Raw genomic sequence first — 18,757 nt, 5'->3', positions numbered from 1 at the left:
GCATTCATTCTTGCGGTTACTTGCTGGCGACTTTTCAGAAGAGTTCCGGAAGCTTTTGAGGACTTCTCCTTCTGCCCTCGGGCCGCGTTGGCGATCCGCTCTGAGGTGACCGTTGCCTACCCGCGTTGACGAAAACTAATTGAGTAAGGCTGGCACGTCGGCGCAGATTAAGCGTACGCAGCGTTCGGGCTCCTCTGCGAGGCGGCGAGCGATATTTCACGGGCAGAAATCAGGCACTCAGCGGGCGAACCTCGGGTCCGGTTCTAGTCGATGTGTCGGCGGCGCAATTGTTTATAAGACCTTCTGCGAGCTATTAAAGTCGTATGTCCACGGCGAAACCAGCATGTGCGACCTGCATCGTAAGGTGGTGTCGTTTAAGATGATCCGGGCAGCATCCGCTAGTGGCCCGTCGCAGTCTCGAGGTGTCGCACGACATCACGCGGCCACTCACTACGAATCTTCGCGCAGTAGAGGCAGATGGCACAAATAGCAATCGGCCTCGGTACCTCGCACAGCCCGCTGGTGGTGACCGAAGCACGGATGTGGGAGCAGCGCGCGATTAGCGACCGCAGCAACCGCGAGCTGTACGACCGTGACGGCAAGCGGTGCACCTACGAAGACCTCGCACGGTCAGGCAGGCGTTACGAGCGCGAGTCGGCCCTCGAACATCTCACCGGGCAATCCCGCGCGGTGCAGGCCGCCCTCGACCGATTGGCGGCTGAGCTAGCAGCGGCGCGGCCTGAGGTCGTGATGATTGTTGGCGACGATCAGCACGAGCTTTTCGATGCGGGCAACATGCCGGCGGTATCAATCTTCTACGGCGATGAAGCCACTACTCACACCTTCGGGGAGCGCTCGATTGGCGATGCTGAGTTCATGCGCGTGCTTGGCCAAGGATACGCCATGGATCAACATCACCGATTCGCCTGCGACCGCGAACTGGCATGCGATCTGATCAGGCACCTAATCGAAAACGGGATCGACATCGCTGCATCCTCCCGAGTGAGTGCGCCTGACACGCACGGTTTCGGACATGCCTACGGATTCGTCCTGAAGCGTCTGATGGCCAACGTGCGCGCGCCAATGCTGCCGGTGATGCTGAATTGCTACTATCCTCCCAATCAGCCGACCCCCGCGCGCTGCTACGCGATCGGACGCGCGCTGCGCGCCGCCATCGAATCAAGCAAGCTCGACCGGCGGGTCGCCATTGTCGCATCCGGCGGTCTCAGTCACTTCGTCACCAATGAAGAATTGGACAATCGCGTCCTGGATGCGCTCAACACCGGCCACACGAGCGAGCTCTCGCGGCTTCCCGTGGAGCTGCTCAATTCGGGGTCTTCGGAAATTCGCAACTGGATAGCTGTGGCCGCGATGTTCGAGGGCGTAAAGGCGAAGTGGTTCGAATACCTGCCGGTCTATCGCACGGTCGCAGGCACCGGCATCGGGCTGGCGTTTGCGCGGATTTTATGATCGATTCGAATAGGCGGTGGCAATTATGGGCAGACGCAGAAGCATCGAGGTGGAGGGCTTCGGTCACGGCGCTACCCCAATTCCAGCGGCGTCGCGGATCGGGAACCTGATCGCCTCGGGCGGTATCTCGGGTATCGACACGGCTACCGGTAAAATGAGTAGTGATCTGGAGGCACAGGTTGCCGCGATGTTCGCCAACCTTCGACGCATTGTCGAGGCGGGGGGCGGATCGACGGACGACATTGTCAAAGTGACCATTTGGGTGCGCGATCGCGGCGCGCGCGCGGTCATCGATCCCCAATGGACCAAGATGTTTCCCGATCCCCATTCACGGCCCGCGCGCCATACCCTCGTCTACCAGTTGCCCGATCCGATGCTGGTCCAATGCGACTTCCTTGCGATGCTCGAGTGACGTATTGAGGCTCGGTTGACGCGGTTGTAATTAGCGAATCAACGCCGGCTTGCTGCAAAACAGGAGCTCACAATGGCATCTCCACAGGAAAGCGAAATCCTCACGCGAGTTGGACCTGGCACGGCGATGGGCGAGTTGATGCGCCAGTATTGGCTGCCCGCCGCGGCGTCGCGCGAACTGGTCGCCGGCAGCGCCCCCATGCGTTTGATGCTGCTGGGTGAAAAGCTGATCGCGTTTCGCGACGCGGCCGGCAGAGTTGGCGTGATGGACCACCGCTGCCCGCATCGTTGCGCATCTCTGTTTTACGGGCGCAACGAAGAGGGCGGGTTGCGCTGCGCGTATCACGGATGGAAATTCGACGTCGACGGCAACTGCCTGGAGATGCCGAATGTCCCGCCGGAATACGACTACCGGGACAAGGTAAAGGCGAAGTCATACACGGCGACCGAACGCAACGGACTGATCTGGATCTACATGGGCCCGCGCGCCGAGCCGCCGGCGCTGCCCGCACTCGAGCCCGTGCTGCTGCCGGCCAAAGAGATGATGACCTTTCTTTGTCAGCGCGAATGCAACTGGTTGCAGGGCCTGGAAGGCGACATCGATACCTCGCATTTCAGCTTCCTTCACGCCGGGACCATCAACGCAGATGATATTCCTGCCGGCAACATGGCACGCCACGCGCTGGTCAATCGCTCACCGAACCTTTCCGTGGCCAAAACCGAATGGGGAACCGTGTACGGTGCACGAAGAATCTCTGATGGACGCATCTACTGGCGCTTTGCGCCCTTCGCGTTCCCATTCTGGACTATGCCGCCGGAAGGCGATTTCGACAAACACCTGATCGTGCGCGCGTGGGTTCCCATGGACGACAGACACACCATGTTCGTTCATCTGTCGTGGAAGGGAAACGCGCCGCGGCAGCGCGAATTGCGCGATGGTCAGGTTCCGGCGGGCTTCTCAATGGGGATGGAGTTCTTGCCCAATACCACCGACTGGTACGGGCGCTGGCGGCTCGCCCAAAACCAATCAAACGATTACCGGATCGACCGCGAAGTCCAGCGCACGCGCAGTTTTACCGGTATCGAAGGCATTCACGTTCAGGATCAGGCGATCACCGAAAGCATGGGCGAGATTGTCGATCATGGCCACGAGCACCTCGGCCACACCGACCTGATGGTGATCCAGACGCGCCGGCGGCTGATTCAGGCAGCCCTCGATCTCAAGGAACGCGGCGTCGTGCCGCCCGGAGTCGACAATCCCGAGCTCTATCTGCAGGTTCACGCCGGTGACTTTCTCATCGATGAGGAGAAAGACTTCCTCGACGCGTACCGTACCCAACCGCGGACTTCAGTCGATCGGGAAGGCCGGGTTCATCCGCCGAACACACGGGACAGCGCAGATAAACTCGCGGCCGCGGCGAAATAGCCAGCGATGCAGGAACTCGTCGAGACCGGATCGGGCCGTGTCGCCGGTACCCCCGGCGAGATCTCGATCTTCAAAGGAATCCCCTTTGCTGCGCCGCCGATTGGTGAATTTCGGTGGCGCCCGCCGGCTCCCGTAAAGCCGTGGCCGGGTGTTCGGCCTGCTCTCGAGGCCGGTCCCGATCCCATGCAGGTCCCGCTTCCAATGAGTGCCGCGCGCACTCGTCCGATGAGCGAAGATTGCCTCACTTTAAACATCTGGACACCCGCCTCGCGCGGGGGCGAAAACCTGCCGGTGATGGTGTGGATCCCGGGGGGCAGTTTTGTCGCGGGTTCCGGTGCCGACCCCATGTGCGACGGCGAGAACCTGACGCGCAAGGGTGTCGTGCTGGTAACGATCAACTATCGTGTCGGGCTGTTCGGGTTTCTCGCGCATCCTGCACTCACCGCAGAATCGGAACACTACGCATCTGGTAACTATGGGTTGCTGGACCAGATCGCAGCGCTCCAGTGGATCCGCGACAATATCGGGGCGTTCGGCGGCAATCCGGATCGCGTCACTGCGATTGGCGTCTCGGCAGGCAGCGCATCGATTTCGCTGCTGATGACGTCGCCGCTCGGCAGAGCCCTCTTCCATCAGGCTATCCTGGAGAGTCCAGGATCCTTTCGCCCACTTGCCGACCTGGAGGAAGCGTCGCGCGCCGGTCAGATGCTGGGCAAGGACGTGACCGCCATGCGTGCGCTGTCTGCTGATGACATCCTGAGCAGGACGAGCCAATTCGTGCCGAGGGTACGCGGCCTGACCACGCCGCGAGTGCTTCGTCCGATCCGCGACGGATGGGTAATCGATCGGCAGGAGCGCGACGCCTACCTCACCGGCCGTTTCGCGGCGGTGCCCATGGTGGTCGGTAGCAATTTCGACGAAGGCGGCTTGTTCGTCGGAGCCTGGCCGGTCAAGACGGTAGGCGATTTTCACGATCTGGTGGTGCTGAATTTCGGAACGTCATCGGAGCAAGCGCTGAAAGAGTACCCGGTTGGCAGCGACTACGATGTCGGTCAGCAGTGCGCCTTTCTATTTGGCGACACGCAGTTTACCTATGGGGCCCGGGGCATCGCACGCGCCAATTCCGCTCTTCTTCCCGCCACCTATCGTTATCTGTTTACCCGACATCGCTGTGACGGTCCCCAACCGCCCAAGCATGGCGATGAGGTGCCGTACATCTTCGGCAGACTCGCGGCCGCCGGTATGGCTCCTCTGCCTACCAATGCGCGCGACCGGGCTCTCTCGGAAACCATGATGAATGCGTGGGTCCGCTTCGCTGCGACCGGCGATCCAAATGGTGGAAATTTACCTAATTGGCAGCGCTACGATGGGGCCCGTGACAACTATTTCGAGTTGGGCAACGAGCTTAAACCCGGTAGCGCCTGGCGGGCCTCGCAAATGGCTTTTCTGGACGACTTCTTCGACGCCGGATCGACCGCTTCCTAAGCCTAAGCGAATGCTATCTTCTCGCTGTCGGTATTGGCGAGGAGGTCCGGGCCCGTTTCGGGGTCCCGAGCAGATCCAGTACGGTGCGCCAATCGCGATCGGTTGCAGCATGTAACTCCGGCATTTCCGCCACCCTATCTGCCACCCAGTCTTGGACCTCGGCGGCCGCGGGTGCCATTCTCGGCGCGACGCCCGCCTCGAAGACCGTGGTTGCAACCTCGCGCAACTCTGCCGCGCGTCGTCGCCCGTGCTGGAGCACTCGGTTCGTCATGTACGCACCGCGCATCTCCCAGTCGGTGCCGGGAAAGCTGCGGTTCAGCGAATCGACGATGGCATCTTCAATCCCGTAGGCACGCGCGGTCACGAAGCATTCGACGACCAGCGCCTCAATTCCCTTGATCATACTGCTGCGGCACATCTTTATAGCCGATGCTTTTCCAATCGTGTCCGCAATCACTTCGAGGTTCATTCCTGCAGGAGTCAGCAGCGCCGCCAGTTCTCCAGCGCGCGCGCCGGCGACAAGGATTTCCACTGCGATGCCGGATGGTCCCACGGGAGCCATCACTGCACCTTCGACATACGCGGCGCCCGATCGTTCGATCGCGTGCGCGCTCGAGCGCTTGACACTCGGAGAAACCGAATTGATATCGAAGAACAATTGGCCGGGCCCGAGGTAGCGAGACGCTTCGGCGGCAACCTCGCGCGCAGCGGCCGCAGTTACCGCGGAGAAGACCAGGTCGGCCTCACGGCAGGCCTGCTCTAGCGATGGCCATTCAGTGATCCCGATAGAACGGATTTTGGCCCGCACGGCCGGCGCGGCTGCTGGATCTTCCAGAAGCGCATCGTAACCCCCGACGTCGAACATACCCGACGCGATGAGGCCCTTGGCGAACAATCCGCCAGCTTCCCCGAGGCCAATCATCGCGATGCGTCGTCGCACGCGCACCGCCCGTGTCATGGTGTCCTCCCGTGCTAAGGCTTGCGACCCATCAGCGAAGGGTCGGCCAGAACTGGATCCTGCCCGCGCACCGGATTGGCCACCGCTTCTTCGAGGGTCGCCGCGCCTCTCCATTCGTTCGGTGGTCGGACGCGCTGGTCGACGTCGATGCGATCGATACCCCAATAGATCTCCAGATTGTGTCCATCGGGGTCGGTAAACTCCACCGCGATCTGAACACCGGCGCGGCGCCTTCCCTCAAACACTATCGGAACGCCGTGTGCGCGAAGATGATTGCGGACGTGAAACACCTCGTCGAGCGTGGCGACTTCGAACGCGAAATGATGAAGCTCCCCGCCGCCCTTGGCGCTCTCTTGCATGCCGCCTACCAGCGCGACTCCGTGGTGATCGGCGTTGAAGCGTAGAAAAACCATTCCCCCCGGCATCAGGTCTTCGGAATAGACATCGGAAACCTTGAGCCCCAGCATGTTGACGTAAAAATCCGTCGATCGCTGCAGATCGGACACTCGAATCACGACGTGACCCAGCTTTTTTATTTCAAACGGGGGCGCTACGGCGGCCGCACGGAGATTCAATTTCGGAGGGTCGGTCGACATGGTAGGTGTCAGCTGTTCAGTTCACCGATCGGTTCAACGGTGGCGCCGCCCCCGATTGGAATCGCCTAGCTACGTCTCGCCAGCTGCCGCCCTTTCTCCAGCGCAGCAAAGCTCCGCGTCGGCGCGGCGACGAGAAATCGATACCCCTCGCCGAGAATGCGCTCTACATTGTTGGAATCCACGTGAGGGTGACCAACTGGAATGTTGTGCTGCTTACAGGTAGCTACCACTCGGTCCATCGCTTCCCTCACCGACGGATGATCGTATTGTCGCGGATAGCCCAACTCCTGGCTCAGGTCTCCTTCACCGATGAGTATCGCACCGACCCCGGGAACTTTCTTTAGAATGTCGGAGAGGTTTGCGATCCCCTGGGTATCTTCGATCATGAGAATCACAAGGATCTCACCCTCCGGGTTGAGTGGCCACACATCCGCCCTGCCGTAGTATTGCTGCTGAGTTACGCCCCAATATCGCACCGCCCCCGCCGGCCCGTCGCCGCGGATGCCGGCCGGCTCGTACAATGGCGCGCTCCTCAGGCGCGGATAGCGGCACGCCGCGACCGCGTTGTAAGCCTGATCGACGCTGCTGATGTGCGGCCAGACAATCCCATAGGCACCGAGGTCGAGCGCTTGTTTTGCGAACCATTGGTTTTTCTCGTCGCCGTTGGGCGGAATTCTCACCAGCGGCGTGACCGGAGGCGCGAGGGACGCGGCTTGTACGATTTGCGCCCGATTGAGCAGGTACTGCATCGAGTCCCGGAGCGCGCGGACATCCCATGGGTTGTGCTCCATTTCGAAGACGATTCCGTCGTATCTCGAAGTGGCAACCCCTAGCGCAGCCTCTACCTCGGCCTGCACAAAAGTACAAAATACCGCCTGTCCTTGTTCGAGGGCGCGAATGACGCCGTTGAGGCGCGGGATTCCGGCCATCTTCTCTGTTTTCCCCGGCGACGCCCCGATCCTAGCAAAAAGGGCCAGGTACTCACAGTTGAGCGGAACGCAGTGGTCGGTGATTTGACAATGCCGAAAGCGCGTTCGTAGGATCGCGTCGCCAACCGCGCCCGGCTCCTATGAGGGCCTGATGATAATCGATTGCCACGGTCACTATACGACGGCGCCTCGCGCGCTCGAAATCTTCCGCGAGCGACAACTCGCGAGTCCCGATGAACCGATTCCCTTCCCGAACATCGACGATGAGGAAATACGTCGAAGTGTCGAGGGCGCGCAGCTGAAGTTGCAGAAGGAGCGGGGGACCGATCGCACGATATTCTCGCCGCGCGCATCATCGATGGCGCATCACCTCGGCAATGCGGCAACCAGTATCCGCTGGGCGCAAGTATGCAATGATCTGATCCAGCGCGTCTGCCAGACCTTTCCGGACAACTTCGTAGGTGTATGTCAGTTGCCGCAGTCGCCCGGTATATCGCCGGCCAATTGTGTCGCCGAACTTGAACGCTGCGTCAGCGAGTTGGGATTCGTCGGATGCAATCTGAATCCCGATCCTTCAGGCGGATACTGGACCGGCCCGCCCCTCACGGACCGGTGGTGGTACCCTCTTTATGAGAAAATGGAGGAGCTGAAGGTGCCGGCGATGATCCACGTCAGCTCTTCGTGCAATCCGAACTTTCATGCAACCGGCGCGCACTACCTTAATGCAGACACTACCGCCTTCATGCAGTTGCTTACTTCGGAGCTGTTCCGGGATTTCCCTACCCTGAAGTTCGTTCTTCCCCACGGCGGCGGCGCGGTCCCCTATCACTGGGGCCGGTATCGTGGACTAGCGCAGGACATGAAACGTCCGCCACTGGCAGAGTTGTTGCTGAACAATGTCTACTTCGACACCTGCGTGTATCACCTCGCGGGCATCGAACTCCTCACCAAAGTGATTCCGGTCGACAACATTCTCTTCGCTTCCGAAATGGTCGGCGCGGTGCGTGGTATCGATCCTGAGACGGGTTACCACTTTGATGATACGAAACGCTATATCGACGCCGTCACCCGGTTGAGTGATGAGGACCGAAAAAAGATTTTCGAGGGCAATGCGCGCAAGGTTTATCCGCGTATCGACTGACCCGTGTCACATTTGCGCGGATCTTCGGACTCGCCAAGTTTGAGCGAGTCACCAACCAGTGGCGCTTTCCATGCCGAGGGGCCTCACGAGCCGTGAATTCGCGCCGAGATACAGTGAGGGCGATGCATCGGAAGCGCCTCGCCCTCACTCTCAATTTGGGATCAGGCTGCAGCGTCTAGCTGTCCGTTCTTCTGCATCTCTGTAAGGACTGTGCACAGGCTGTGCTGCCATTTGAGGGTTGAAAGCTCGTCCTGTGCGAAGAGCTTTACCATCTCCTTGGTCTGCTGATCTTCTTTGATCAGGTCCGCAAACTCGAACAGCGGACGAATCGTCTCCTCCGGATTGGGATAACGCATCACGGCCTTCTGCAGCTTCGCGAGGTCCGATATTCCGGTATCACGCAAATAGTCGATACTCTCGCGGATTTGCGGGCTCACGTTCTGCGGAACGGTACCGCCAAGCTCCATCAGGCGTTGCGCAAAAGCGCGGCCGTGGTAGGACTCGCGCTCGACGACCATCTTGAGACCGCCTTTGATACAATCGAGCTTGCAGGTCTTCAGCCATTCGCCAACGGCTTCGCCGCCCGCAGCTTCCGCGGGTGCGACTGCCTCGAGAAATTTGATCACCGCCTCACGTTCGGACGCGTAGGTCGTACCGAAGGCCCTGAACCCGGCGTCGGTCGTCCCATTCGTCGCGCCCCCTTCGAGATTCTTCATCTCGCTCTCGAAAGTCTGGTCGCTGATGATGCCCGAGCGATACGCACGAAGCAGCTGTCTAAACTCGAAATCTCTTTTCATAAATTCCTCCGATGAACGTTCATTCCGCCGTGCAACCGTGACCGGACCAAAAGGGCTGGCCAGCAGGTGCTCGCTCAACTTGCCATCGCTTTCAGAGACGCCCTGGAGCAGATCAGGTTCAGAAACATTCTCGAGCGCTGAGCCGGCTTGAGCGGACCGCAGCAGAGTGGCACGCCGTGCGATCTCGGCTCCCAGCGTTCTCGCGCGCTCGTCCATCGCTTCGGGTTCTCCGCCCAGTGTGCGCAGGTACTCGGCGATCTCTCGCGCGCTGCAGGCGTTGGTCAAAAAGTCTTCAGGCCGCAACTCTTCGAGTTTTCCTAGCTTGCTGTGATTTTTCGATGCCTTCCGTGACATGTCTGCTTTCGTTTTGCGAATTTAAACGGAACGCATTTACGTCCAAAATGGCATTCAGGAGCGCACCAAATTCTGGGCGCGACCAACTCCATTCGGCGAGGAGCCTTGGCCTTCAAGTTCCCGACGGACTGCGTCGCGATGCCGCGCCAATCGGCGCCGCGCTTTGTAAATCACCTCGACCGACACCCTCAGTTGTGTAGCCTGCGTCGCGGGCTTAGTAACTCCCCCATTTTCCAGGGATAAGAGTCTTTTCATCAATTCGTCGTCCGCGACCCGTGCTTCGAGCAATCGAAGCGCCTGTTGGCATTCATCGCTCTCCTCTATCTTGTCGCCCGACGCGGTTACCCTTTCCGCTGATCTGAACACCGACGGATCACTCAGCGAACGCTCCATCTTCAAGCGGGCGGACCGGGACTCATTGCTGATGAGTCCGTTCACAGTGCTTCCCAAGTGTCGCAGAAGATTGGGCTCAAGGTTGGGATCCCAAGCGGCATAATCGGAGTCCAACAGGCGGCGAATAGCCTCCGCAGCGATGTCCTCGGCATCGGCGAGCGAGCCGGTTATTCCCCGTACTTGGCGTCTCCTGAACGCAAAAAGAACCAACCGACGGAAAATATCCGCCCAATCTACGCTGTCCCAGTTCACGCGGGTCCTGTCGTTCTACTCGGTAGAGGTAACCAAGGTCCCCTTTTGGACGCTACAGCAGAGCATTAGAGACTTCGACGACGGAAGGACCAGGTCTCTTCGCGTTCTTTAGTCCGAAAGCCCGCTGTCATGCGCCGAAATTGGTTCGATCAGACACCTCTAATGCGAATCTCCGACTGCCTGACCGACCTGAAGGCACGCAAGCCCTTCCTATCGCGCCTAGTTCGATGCCATTGCCCAGTTTCGAGCGTCTTCTCCCGGCGAATAACCCACGATGCTCTGGGAGGGGTTGCGATTGACCAGCGGCCGTAAGTAGAGAGGATGCTTCATGCTGCGAACTTCGTGCTCGATAGTAAACAGCACCTTGCCGCTGTCAGGATCGACGATGTCCTGGAATCGATACTGGTGCTGATCGCTCTCCTGGATGATCAATCCCTTCGCGGCTAGCCCGCGATGTGGGCCGGAGAAGTCGTTGATGTAGATCTGAAGATGATGCCGATCGTAGGGCGGAGTAGGTCTGTCGGATTCGCGGAAGAACAGGTTCTGCCCCGTCCCGACAGTCACGCAGGCAAAAGGTCCGCCCGTGTCCTCGAGCCGTGCTGCCTGCGCGCCCATAATCTGGGAATAAAATCGGGCGATACCCTCGGCCGTTCCCACAGGCACATCGAACTCTACATACGGGATACCGACCGCCATCGGACCGAAGCGCTGGGCTGGAGCAAAGCAATGAATCCGGTTGCCCCATGGGCAGGTCGCCTCGATGTGGCCGTCACGTTCCTGGAATGCGAAGCGACTTCCACTGAGGGCTTCACTTATCCGGCTCAGGCGCCGCGGCAATGCATCGTAATCGGAGACCACTACTCCGACGTGGCCACGCACTACCTGGGGTTTGCTGGTGGGAAGATGGAATTGCTGCCGGCCCGCGTTCACCCACATGTTGGCCGGACCAGTCATCATATATGGGTCGCGTGTCAACCCCAGCCCGTTGACATAGAACAACGCGGCCTTTCCTTGGTCCGGAACTGTCACGTTGACGTGTTCAAGGGCGACGATATTGCCGAGATCCTCGGCGCTCCTGTCGTACGTCTTTTTCTGCATCATCTTGGCTAGGCCGTCTGGTGCGTCAAGGACCGCGTCGCCGGTCACTCCGAGAAGTCCGGGCGGTCGCTTTGAGGCCTTGGGGCCCGGGTTCTCAGTTCCCGGCCCGCACAGCCTATCCATCTCCTGCGCGAATAGTTCCTCCGAGATGATCCCGTTGCGATAAGCTTTGAGCACCTGCCGCACTTCAAAATCTCTGGTTGACATTGTTCGCACTCCTCTAAAGTTTCCGTCGGCCCTGGCGGAGGCCGCCCACCCGGGCGCGGCCTTGTGCAATGATAGACGAGTGCGGGACCAATCGTAAAACTCGCAAAAAAGGCCTTCAGGTCCGGCAAACTGATCGAGACCCTCGCATCGGATTGGACCGAGCAGGCGGTCGGTGAGATTTCTTTGTGGACCGTTCAGTCCGAACTTTGACCGCGGCGGTCCACCAGAGCAGAAAAGACGTCGCTCTTCCTCGCCTTTTGTACAGATGCTGCATTCAGAGGAATGGCGTTTTTTTGACTCCAAACAACAAACTTCAATCCCACCTACCAGGGAATTCTTTTGCCCATGCGGGAGCTTCAGACAGGTCGCTTCCAACTCACCAGCTCGAACGGAAGATTCTCTGCGCGGGCCGGGCTTTGATGCGAGGGGCGTTTGTTGCTAGTGCAGCATGGATCGCGGGAGGAGAGCATGATTCGCCTGATTTTTGTTCTGCGCCGCAAACCGTCACTGTCGCGTGAACAGTTCCAGAAGTACTGGCATGAGGTACACGGACCGCTGGTCGCTAAACACGCCACGGCCTTAAACATTCTTCGTTACGTGCAGGACCACACGCTGGACGATCCGATGAACGAGCAGATGGCTCGTGCACGCGGCGGAATGGAACCGCCTTACGATGGCGTCGCGGAACTCTGGTGGACAACTCGCGAAGCCTTTGCGACAAGTATCGGTAGTCCGGCGGGGCAGACCGCCGCCAAGGAGCTGGTCGAAGACGAAGCTACCTTCATCGACCTGCCGACTTCACCGCTGTGGCTCGCTTACGAATATCCGCAGATTAATCCTTCGGAAGATATTGTTGCGCGTCCCGGCAGCGGCCTGGTGAAGATTTTCTTTCCGCTGCGTCATCCGCCCAACCAGACCTTGGAGCAGGCGCAGCTCTATTGGCGAACCAACCACGGGCCGATTATTAGGGGGCTCGCGGGAGGCTCTCATCTGAAGAAGTACTTTCAGGTCCACCGTTTCGAGGATCCAATAGAGCAACGACTTCGAGCTGAGCGTGGAACCACGGTTGCGCCCTACACCGGTCATGCCGAAGCCTGGATCGATCGTGCCGAATCGGCGGCGGCCGCTGGAACGCCAGAGGCTAGACGCGCCGGAGAGCTCGCGGTCGAGGATGAAACGAATTTTATAGATTTCAGAAATTCCTCCATCTGGATCGCCAAAGAACGCGTGGTCATTGACCGTCGCTGAATTCGGGGAACCGCCCTTCCGCGAGCGGCTTGACAGTTCGGGCGCAACATCCTAGTCGGACTACACTCGGGCGCTTGCCCGCGGCCGCACAAGGGAGATCGAGCATGCTTTCGCGAAATGGCCTGGATTACGAATCGCTGGTCAAAGAAGACCGCGTCCACATCAGCGTTTACACCAATCCCGCCATCTTCACCGATGAAATGGATAAGATTTTCCATCGTGGATGGGTCTACGTTGGGCATCGGGGGGAAATCCCGAACCCGGGCGACTTTCGCCTCAAGCGGATCGGACGTCAGCCGGTGATCATGGTTCGCGACCAGCAAGGGGAAGTGCACTTGTTGTTGAACCGCTGCCGCCATCGCGGCGCCACCGTGTGTCAGCGGGAACAAGGTAATACCCGTTCGTTTCGATGCATGTATCATGGCTGGACATACCTGCTTAACGGCGACCTGGGGGGCGTACCGTCGATGGATGGCTACGGAGAGGGATTTAAGCGAGAAGACCTGGGACTGGTGAAGGTGCCGCGAGTCGGGGAGCATCGCGGTTTCATCTTTGCGAGCCTGAGCCCGGCCGGGATCGCGCTGGATGCGCATCTCGGCAGAGCCAAGGAAGAAATCGATCTGTTTGCCGGAATGTCGAATGCGGACGAAGTGGAAGTGGTCTCCGGCGTCCACAAGTACTCGTACCAGGGCAACTGGAAGCTGGCTGCCGAGAATTCAATGGACGGCTACCATCCGTCCATCGTGCACGCTTCGTTTGCACAGGCGCTGATGGACAAGATCACGCATGTGCCGACACCGGAGCAGCAGCGTGTCGACCGCAACTTCGCGGCATTCCGCGGCAACGCAAAGGATCTGGGTAACGGGCACGTGATGCTCGACTACCGGATGCGAATCTACGACCCGCTCAACGGCGACCCTGCGCCCGAGGTGAGAGCGGTTACTCCTGAGGGAGAGGCGCGGTTGAATAACCTTGACCGGCGATTCGGCGCAGACAGGGCCGCCAACATGTTGCGCGAGGGCGGAACCCACACCTTCATTTTTCCCAACCTGATTCTGATCGGCGTCCAGATGCGGGTCCTCCAGCCATTGAGCGTCGACCGCACGGAAGTGTGCCTCTATCCAACCTTGCTCAAGTGGCTTGCGCCGGAGGTCAACGCGATCAGACTCCGCTCGCACGAAGCGTTCTTTGGATCCGCCAGCTTCGGCGGTCCCGACGATTCGGAAATCTTCGAAAGGGTCCAGGACGGATGCGCGGTCGAGTTGGAGCCGTGGCAACTGATGTCGCGCGGCCTCCATCGCGAGCGTCACGAAGACGGCATGATCGTAGGCGACCTATCGGACGAGACGACCCAGCGCGGCATCTGGCGACAGTGGAAGAAAATTATGATGCAGGGAGAAGTCGCGGCGCGCAGCATGCGCAAGCGCGGTGCCGGCGCGGTGGCGATCAAGCGAGGATGACTCCGAGATGCCGGTCGATCGGGAGCGGGTGGAGCAGTTTCTGTTCCGTGAAGCGCAACTCATGGATGAGCACCGCTTCGACGAGTGGCTCGCGCTGTGGAGTGAGCCCGCGCTGTACTGGGTGCCTAGCAATCGCGACGATCTTGATCCTGCACGCGAGGTATCGCTGATCTATGACGACTGGGTGCGCCTGCAACTGCGAATCGCGCGGCTCAAGAGTGGGTTCGCGCACGCACAGGAACCGCGGTCGCGGATGCGCCGTCTGATATCGAATATCGAAATTGAGGATGTTGGGGACTGGGAGATCGTGACGCATTCCAATTTCCTGCTCGCGGAGTTGCGGCGCGGAAAGCAGGACTTGTTCGCGGGACGCACGACTCATCGGCTGCGTCCTGAAAACGGCAGCTTCAAATTGATTTCCAAGAAGGTGCTGCTGGTCAACAACGACGAGCCGATCGACAACCTGACCTTTCTGATTTGACCGAAACACGCGACTAGTCGGGACCCGCGTCGCGGCACGCCCCGGGAGGACGTATGAACGGAGTAACCATCTCCATTGCGGCCGCGGGCGACGGCGCCTTCCAAGGCTACCTCTCGCTTCCTGCTTCGGGGTCAGGTCCCGGATTGATTTTGTTGCACGAGATCTTCGGCCTGAATCAGCATATCCGCGATCTCGCCGACGCCTACGCCGAGGAGGGCTACGTGGTATTAGTACCCGACCTGTTCTGGCACATCAGGCCCGGTATTGAGCTTGGACATTCAGAAGAGGACTTCAAGACTGCTCTCACCTATCGTGATCGCTTCGACGTCGAGCAGGCAATTCTCGATATCCGCGACACCTTGCAAGCATTGCGCGCAAATCGTGCGTGCACAGGCAAGGTGGGTACCATCGGGTTCTGCATGGGAGGGTTGCTGGCATATCTGGCCGCCTCACGACTGCCGCTCGATGCTGCGGCAGCCTACTCTGGGGTCGGGATCGAGAAGCATCTCGGCGAGACGAAATCGATCCGCTGTCCAATCGCACTCCATTTCGGGTCGGAAGACGAATTCGTTCCGGCCACCGCGCGCGTGGCAATCAAGCAAGCGCAGGCTGAAAACGACGACGCGGAAGTGTATGTCTATCGCGGCGCCCGCCACTCTTTTGATGACCCTGGGCGTAAAACTTTTGACCGGAGCGCTGCGTCGCTGGCGCATTCGCGGACTATAAGTGTTCTCCGCCGCGCGATTGGCCCGCGCTACGACCTCGATGCTCTATGGGAGAAGCATCTGGAGGGCGAATTCGTGACCTGCGACGCCGACGCTACAATCCGCACGATGGTGCCACGCGCCTACGTGAATCATGTCCCGACCATGATTGGCGGTTTTGGCGCGCGCGAATTGCATCGCTACTACAAGTACCACTTCATTCCGCAGAACCAGGGCTCCAGAATGATTCCGATTTCTCGTACGATCGGCGCTGACCGGGTGGTTGACGAATTCATCGCGTGCTTTAAGCACGAGGCTGAGAACGACACGCTGCTGCCGGGGATCAAGCCGACCGGGAAAGAGGTCAGAATTCCAATGGTCGCGATAGTACAGTTCCGCGGCGACAAACTGTGTAGCGAGCATCTTTACTGGGACCAGGCATCCGTACTCGTGCAGCTCGGGCTGCTCGACCCGGCCGAGTTGCCGGTGACCGGCGCCGAAGCCGCGGACCGAGTAATCGACGAGGAACTGCCCCTGAATACCCTGCGCGCGGAGCACTGGTGGAAGAAAAGCGAGGGGAGAGGAAGCGCGAGCGATTCTCGTTGAAACATCCCTGGTGGTCGTGAAATTGTAAGCTAATCCGCCTCACGGAATTGCGACTGCGACAACAAGGACCTCCCAATATCTGCGCTTCCGGTGCGATCGGCCGTCAGTTCGATTGAGCCGCGGCGGTTATCAACACTGATGGCACCCTGCGCGAAGACATCGACTTTTGGAAAAATGAGACTCGAGGAGTTCTCGAATGAACGTGAAAAGTGTTGAACCCGGTTCTCGCGCCGAAGTGACCAGACCACATTCCCTGGCTCCGCTGACTGCGGCGGAGATTTCGAAGGTCGTTAGCATCATCCAGGCGTCACCGCTGTTCGGCGACCAGACCCGCTTCGAGACGATCGAGCTTCTGGAGCCGCCTAAGAGCGCTGTCCGCGCACTTAGGCTGGGTGAAAGACTTCCGCGCCACGCGCGCGCCAACATCTTCACGGTTGGCCGCATTGGGGTCGCCCGCTTGAGGGTATCCCTCGATGAAGAGCGGATTCTCACTTCCGAAGAACTTCCTGATCAGCGCCCCATGATCCAGATCGAGCAATTCCTGATGGTCCAGGAGGTCGTCCGCACCGATCCTCGCTTCCTCCAGGGATGCGCTCGGCGCGGCGTCACCGATATGAGCAAGGTCTGTATCGATCCCTGGACTGCCGGGAGCTTCGAGGTCCCGGAAGAAGAAGGGCGGCATCTGTGTCACGTCTTCGCGTGGCTGCGTCTATACGCGAACGAAAACTTTTACGCGCACCCGATCGAAGGTCTGAACGCGGTCGTCGATCTCAACAGTTGGGAAGTAATCCTCGTCGACGACTACGGGGTCGTGCCGATCCCGATGAATGAGGTGAACTACGACTCGCAGCTTCTGACCAGCAACCGCCCGGCGCTGAAGCCGATCGACGTGGTCCAGCCCGAAGGCGTTAACTTTTCAATCACGGACGGTGTGCTCCGCTGGGACAAATGGCAGCTAGTCGTTGGCTTCAACGGCCGCGAGGGGGTGACGCTCCACGACGTCCGGTACGACGGGCGCCCGATCGTCTACCGGGCATCGATTGTGGAGATGGTGGTTCCTTACGGTTCTCCCGACAACGGCCACTACCGCAAGCACGTCTTCGACATCGGCGAGTATGGCGCCGGCAAGCTTGCGAATTCCCTGACACTCGGCTGCGACTGCCTGGGTACCATCGAGTATCTGGATGCGCACCTGAACACGATGGACGGCTCGGTGATGACGATAAAAAACGCCGTCTGTATCCACGAGGAGGACTCGGGCATCCTGTGGAAGCATACGGATTTCCGCACCGGGCGCGTCGAGGTTCGCCGTGCGCGCCGCCTGGTCATCTCGACCATACTGACCGTCGGGAACTACGAATACGCCTTTTACTGGTATTTGTACCTTGATGGCACAATCGAGCACGAGATCAAGACGACCGGGATCATCAACACTGCCGCTTGTATTCCGGGCAAACCTGGGAAATATGCAACCGAGGTCTCGCCGGGCGTCGCAGGACATATCCATCAGCACATCTTCTGCGCCCGCCTGGACATGGCCGTTGATGGTGACGCCAACAGCATCGTGGAACACAACACTCGCGCGGAGAGCGAAGGCCCGCACAACCGCTATGGCAATGCCTTTTACGACGAGCCGACGCTCCTGAAGACGGAGCGGGAGGCTTGTCGCCGCACCAATCCTGAGACTATGCGCTACTGGAAGATCATGAATCCCAACGTAAAAAACCACGTTGGACAACCGACCGCATATAAGTTGGAAGCAAAGCACACGGTGACCCCATTGGTCCGCGCGGATAGTTTTTCGGGACGTCGCGCCGGCTTCGTCCAGAACCATGTCTGGGTGACCGCGTACGATCCGGAGGAGCGATATCCGGCCGGCGAATATATGAATCACTCGAAGGGCGGCGGGCTCCCGGACTACGTCGCGCAGAACCGCTCGATTGAGAACACCGACATCGTTCTTTGGCACGTGTTCGGAATACACCACACCGTACGAACCGAAGACTTTCCGGTCCAGCCGTGTGTCAAGACCGGGTTCAAACTGATGCCGAGCGGCTTCTTTGATCGCAATCCAGCGATCGACCTGCCACCATCGACGAACGACGCAAGCTGCTGCGCAAAGGCGCACGGCTGACTGCCGCCGTCGTCAATTGAGCCAGCGCGCTAGACAGCACGGTAAACAGCCGGGTACCGACAAGACGAGAGCGGGCTCAATGTTTTTTTACTTTGTGAGGCGCAGGTGATAACTTCTGCGGGAGCAAGCTTTCTGGGGGAACCGTACGCAGTGCCGGGTTCTTCTCGTGGGTTGCTCGATCTTGACTCTCACCCTTGCCGGCGGCGAAGTCGCCACCAGCGACACGATCGACCACAACCCACCCCTCGTCGCCTCCCAGCAACCGCCTGCTGCTACTCACGGTTTGAGTTCTCAATCCGGTGAGTCAACTACGCTCGAAGTTGCGCCTCAAGGCGCGGATTCAAAGACCGGTGAACTCGCCCCGCAACCAGGGATGAGTGCGGAAAATCCGCAATCGTCCAACACAAGCGAGCAGCGCCAATTCAAACCATCAGATGCGGTCGATGTAGACATGCGGGATTTTCGACCACAGGGAGACGAACCGTTTTCGCCTCCATGCTTGGGCGCTGCCTTGGAATACACGACCAAATGCTATCGCGGCATGGAGGAGCACGGACTCGAGGTAGTCAGCGTTGATCCCAGCAGCGGGGCGGCCCGCGCTGGCTTG

At 59.5% G+C, this 18,757-nt stretch carries 15 protein-coding genes; 10 read left to right on the top strand and 5 right to left on the bottom strand.

The genetic code is table 11. The annotated features are described in order from the left end of the window. Positions 1–477 precede the first annotated feature (477 nt). From VGI36_19855 to VGI36_19840, 4 genes are all read left to right on the top strand, one after another. The gene (locus tag VGI36_19855; protein HEY2487405.1) at positions 478–1,470 is read left to right on the top strand and encodes a hypothetical protein; all 993 of its coding nucleotides are present in this window, start codon (positions 478–480) and stop codon (positions 1,468–1,470) included. A 25-nt stretch (positions 1,471–1,495) separates the two neighbouring features. Then, positions 1,496–1,882, top strand: coding sequence for a RidA family protein (locus VGI36_19850; protein HEY2487404.1), 387 nt, complete (start codon positions 1,496–1,498; stop codon positions 1,880–1,882). Between the two features lie 72 nt (positions 1,883–1,954). Beyond that, entirely contained in the window at positions 1,955–3,307 is a 1,353-nt protein-coding gene (locus VGI36_19845; protein HEY2487403.1) for a Rieske 2Fe-2S domain-containing protein, read from the top strand. Between the two features lie 6 nt (positions 3,308–3,313). Further along, a complete protein-coding gene (locus tag VGI36_19840; protein ID HEY2487402.1) occupies positions 3,314–4,792 on the top strand; it encodes a carboxylesterase family protein in 1,479 nt (492 codons plus the stop codon). A 13-nt stretch (positions 4,793–4,805) separates the two neighbouring features. Here the strand turns inward: VGI36_19840 and VGI36_19835 are convergent, their stop codons facing one another. The 3 genes from VGI36_19835 to VGI36_19825 all read right to left on the bottom strand — a co-directional run bounded on the left by VGI36_19835 (position 4,806) and on the right by VGI36_19825 (position 7,275). Further along, on the bottom strand, positions 4,806–5,750 hold the full coding sequence (locus tag VGI36_19835; protein HEY2487401.1) for a DUF1932 domain-containing protein: 945 nt from the start codon (positions 5,748–5,750) through the stop codon (positions 4,806–4,808). Positions 5,751–5,764: 14 nt separating this feature from the next. Beyond that, positions 5,765–6,346, bottom strand: coding sequence for a VOC family protein (locus VGI36_19830; GenBank protein HEY2487400.1), 582 nt, complete (start codon positions 6,344–6,346; stop codon positions 5,765–5,767). A gap of 65 nt (positions 6,347–6,411) precedes the next feature. Beyond that, a complete protein-coding gene (locus VGI36_19825; protein ID HEY2487399.1) occupies positions 6,412–7,275 on the bottom strand; it encodes an aldolase/citrate lyase family protein in 864 nt (287 codons plus the stop codon). A gap of 151 nt (positions 7,276–7,426) precedes the next feature. Between VGI36_19825 and VGI36_19820 the strand changes: the two genes are divergently transcribed. Beyond that, positions 7,427–8,416 (top strand): amidohydrolase family protein, encoded by a 990-nt coding sequence (locus VGI36_19820; GenBank protein ID HEY2487398.1) that lies wholly within the window; start codon positions 7,427–7,429, stop codon positions 8,414–8,416. Positions 8,417–8,577: 161 nt separating this feature from the next. Here the strand turns inward: VGI36_19820 and VGI36_19815 are convergent, their stop codons facing one another. Continuing rightward, positions 8,578–9,567: a hypothetical protein gene (locus VGI36_19815; protein ID HEY2487397.1), complete on the bottom strand. Its 990-nt coding sequence runs from the start codon at positions 9,565–9,567 to the stop codon at positions 8,578–8,580. Positions 9,568–10,431: 864 nt separating this feature from the next. Next, positions 10,432–11,517 carry a hypothetical protein gene (locus tag VGI36_19810; protein HEY2487396.1) on the bottom strand — a complete coding sequence of 362 codons (1,086 nt, stop codon included), beginning with the start codon at positions 11,515–11,517 and terminating at the stop codon, positions 10,432–10,434. A 468-nt stretch (positions 11,518–11,985) separates the two neighbouring features. Here VGI36_19810 and VGI36_19805 point away from each other — a divergent pair, with 468 nt between their 5' ends. From VGI36_19805 to VGI36_19785, 5 genes are all read left to right on the top strand, one after another. After that, positions 11,986–12,765, top strand: a complete 780-nt coding sequence (locus tag VGI36_19805; protein HEY2487395.1) for an EthD domain-containing protein — start codon at positions 11,986–11,988, stop codon at positions 12,763–12,765. A 104-nt stretch (positions 12,766–12,869) separates the two neighbouring features. After that, positions 12,870–14,225 carry an aromatic ring-hydroxylating dioxygenase subunit alpha gene (locus VGI36_19800; GenBank protein HEY2487394.1) on the top strand — a complete coding sequence of 452 codons (1,356 nt, stop codon included), beginning with the start codon at positions 12,870–12,872 and terminating at the stop codon, positions 14,223–14,225. Positions 14,226–14,232: 7 nt separating this feature from the next. After that, positions 14,233–14,706, top strand: coding sequence for an aromatic-ring-hydroxylating dioxygenase subunit beta (locus tag VGI36_19795; protein HEY2487393.1), 474 nt, complete (start codon positions 14,233–14,235; stop codon positions 14,704–14,706). A gap of 53 nt (positions 14,707–14,759) precedes the next feature. Continuing rightward, entirely contained in the window at positions 14,760–16,016 is a 1,257-nt protein-coding gene (locus VGI36_19790; GenBank protein HEY2487392.1) for a dienelactone hydrolase family protein, read from the top strand. 196 nt (positions 16,017–16,212) lie between these two features. Beyond that, the gene (locus VGI36_19785) at positions 16,213–18,150 is read left to right on the top strand and encodes a primary-amine oxidase (GenBank protein ID HEY2487391.1); all 1,938 of its coding nucleotides are present in this window, start codon (positions 16,213–16,215) and stop codon (positions 18,148–18,150) included. Positions 18,151–18,757: the final 607 nt, after the last annotated feature.

The organism is Candidatus Binataceae bacterium, assembly GCA_036495685.1.
GTDB lineage: Bacteria > Desulfobacterota > Binatia > Binatales > Binataceae > JAFAHS01.
The sequence above is the reverse complement of the archived record's forward strand: the minus strand, read 5'-3'. Positions and strand labels throughout refer to the sequence as shown.

What these genes read in the sequence shown, in the direction of transcription:
- VGI36_19815 (HEY2487397.1), bottom strand. Translation starts at nt 9,567, where the DNA reads ATGTCACGGAAGGCATCGAAAAATCACAGCAAGCTAGGAAAACTCGAA.
- VGI36_19795 (HEY2487393.1), top strand. Translation starts at nt 14,233, where the DNA reads ATGCCGGTCGATCGGGAGCGGGTGGAGCAGTTTCTGTTCCGTGAAGCG.
- VGI36_19835 (HEY2487401.1), bottom strand. Translation starts at nt 5,750, where the DNA reads ATGACACGGGCGGTGCGCGTGCGACGACGCATCGCGATGATTGGCCTC.
- VGI36_19785 (HEY2487391.1), top strand. Translation starts at nt 16,213, where the DNA reads ATGAACGTGAAAAGTGTTGAACCCGGTTCTCGCGCCGAAGTGACCAGA.
- VGI36_19825 (HEY2487399.1), bottom strand. Translation starts at nt 7,275, where the DNA reads ATGGCCGGAATCCCGCGCCTCAACGGCGTCATTCGCGCCCTCGAACAA.
- VGI36_19855 (HEY2487405.1), top strand. Translation starts at nt 478, where the DNA reads ATGGCACAAATAGCAATCGGCCTCGGTACCTCGCACAGCCCGCTGGTG.
- VGI36_19840 (HEY2487402.1), top strand. Translation starts at nt 3,314, where the DNA reads ATGCAGGAACTCGTCGAGACCGGATCGGGCCGTGTCGCCGGTACCCCC.
- VGI36_19805 (HEY2487395.1), top strand. Translation starts at nt 11,986, where the DNA reads ATGATTCGCCTGATTTTTGTTCTGCGCCGCAAACCGTCACTGTCGCGT.
- VGI36_19810 (HEY2487396.1), bottom strand. Translation starts at nt 11,517, where the DNA reads ATGTCAACCAGAGATTTTGAAGTGCGGCAGGTGCTCAAAGCTTATCGC.
- VGI36_19800 (HEY2487394.1), top strand. Translation starts at nt 12,870, where the DNA reads ATGCTTTCGCGAAATGGCCTGGATTACGAATCGCTGGTCAAAGAAGAC.
- VGI36_19830 (HEY2487400.1), bottom strand. Translation starts at nt 6,346, where the DNA reads ATGTCGACCGACCCTCCGAAATTGAATCTCCGTGCGGCCGCCGTAGCG.
- VGI36_19790 (HEY2487392.1), top strand. Translation starts at nt 14,760, where the DNA reads ATGAACGGAGTAACCATCTCCATTGCGGCCGCGGGCGACGGCGCCTTC.
- VGI36_19820 (HEY2487398.1), top strand. Translation starts at nt 7,427, where the DNA reads ATGATAATCGATTGCCACGGTCACTATACGACGGCGCCTCGCGCGCTC.
- VGI36_19850 (HEY2487404.1), top strand. Translation starts at nt 1,496, where the DNA reads ATGGGCAGACGCAGAAGCATCGAGGTGGAGGGCTTCGGTCACGGCGCT.
- VGI36_19845 (HEY2487403.1), top strand. Translation starts at nt 1,955, where the DNA reads ATGGCATCTCCACAGGAAAGCGAAATCCTCACGCGAGTTGGACCTGGC.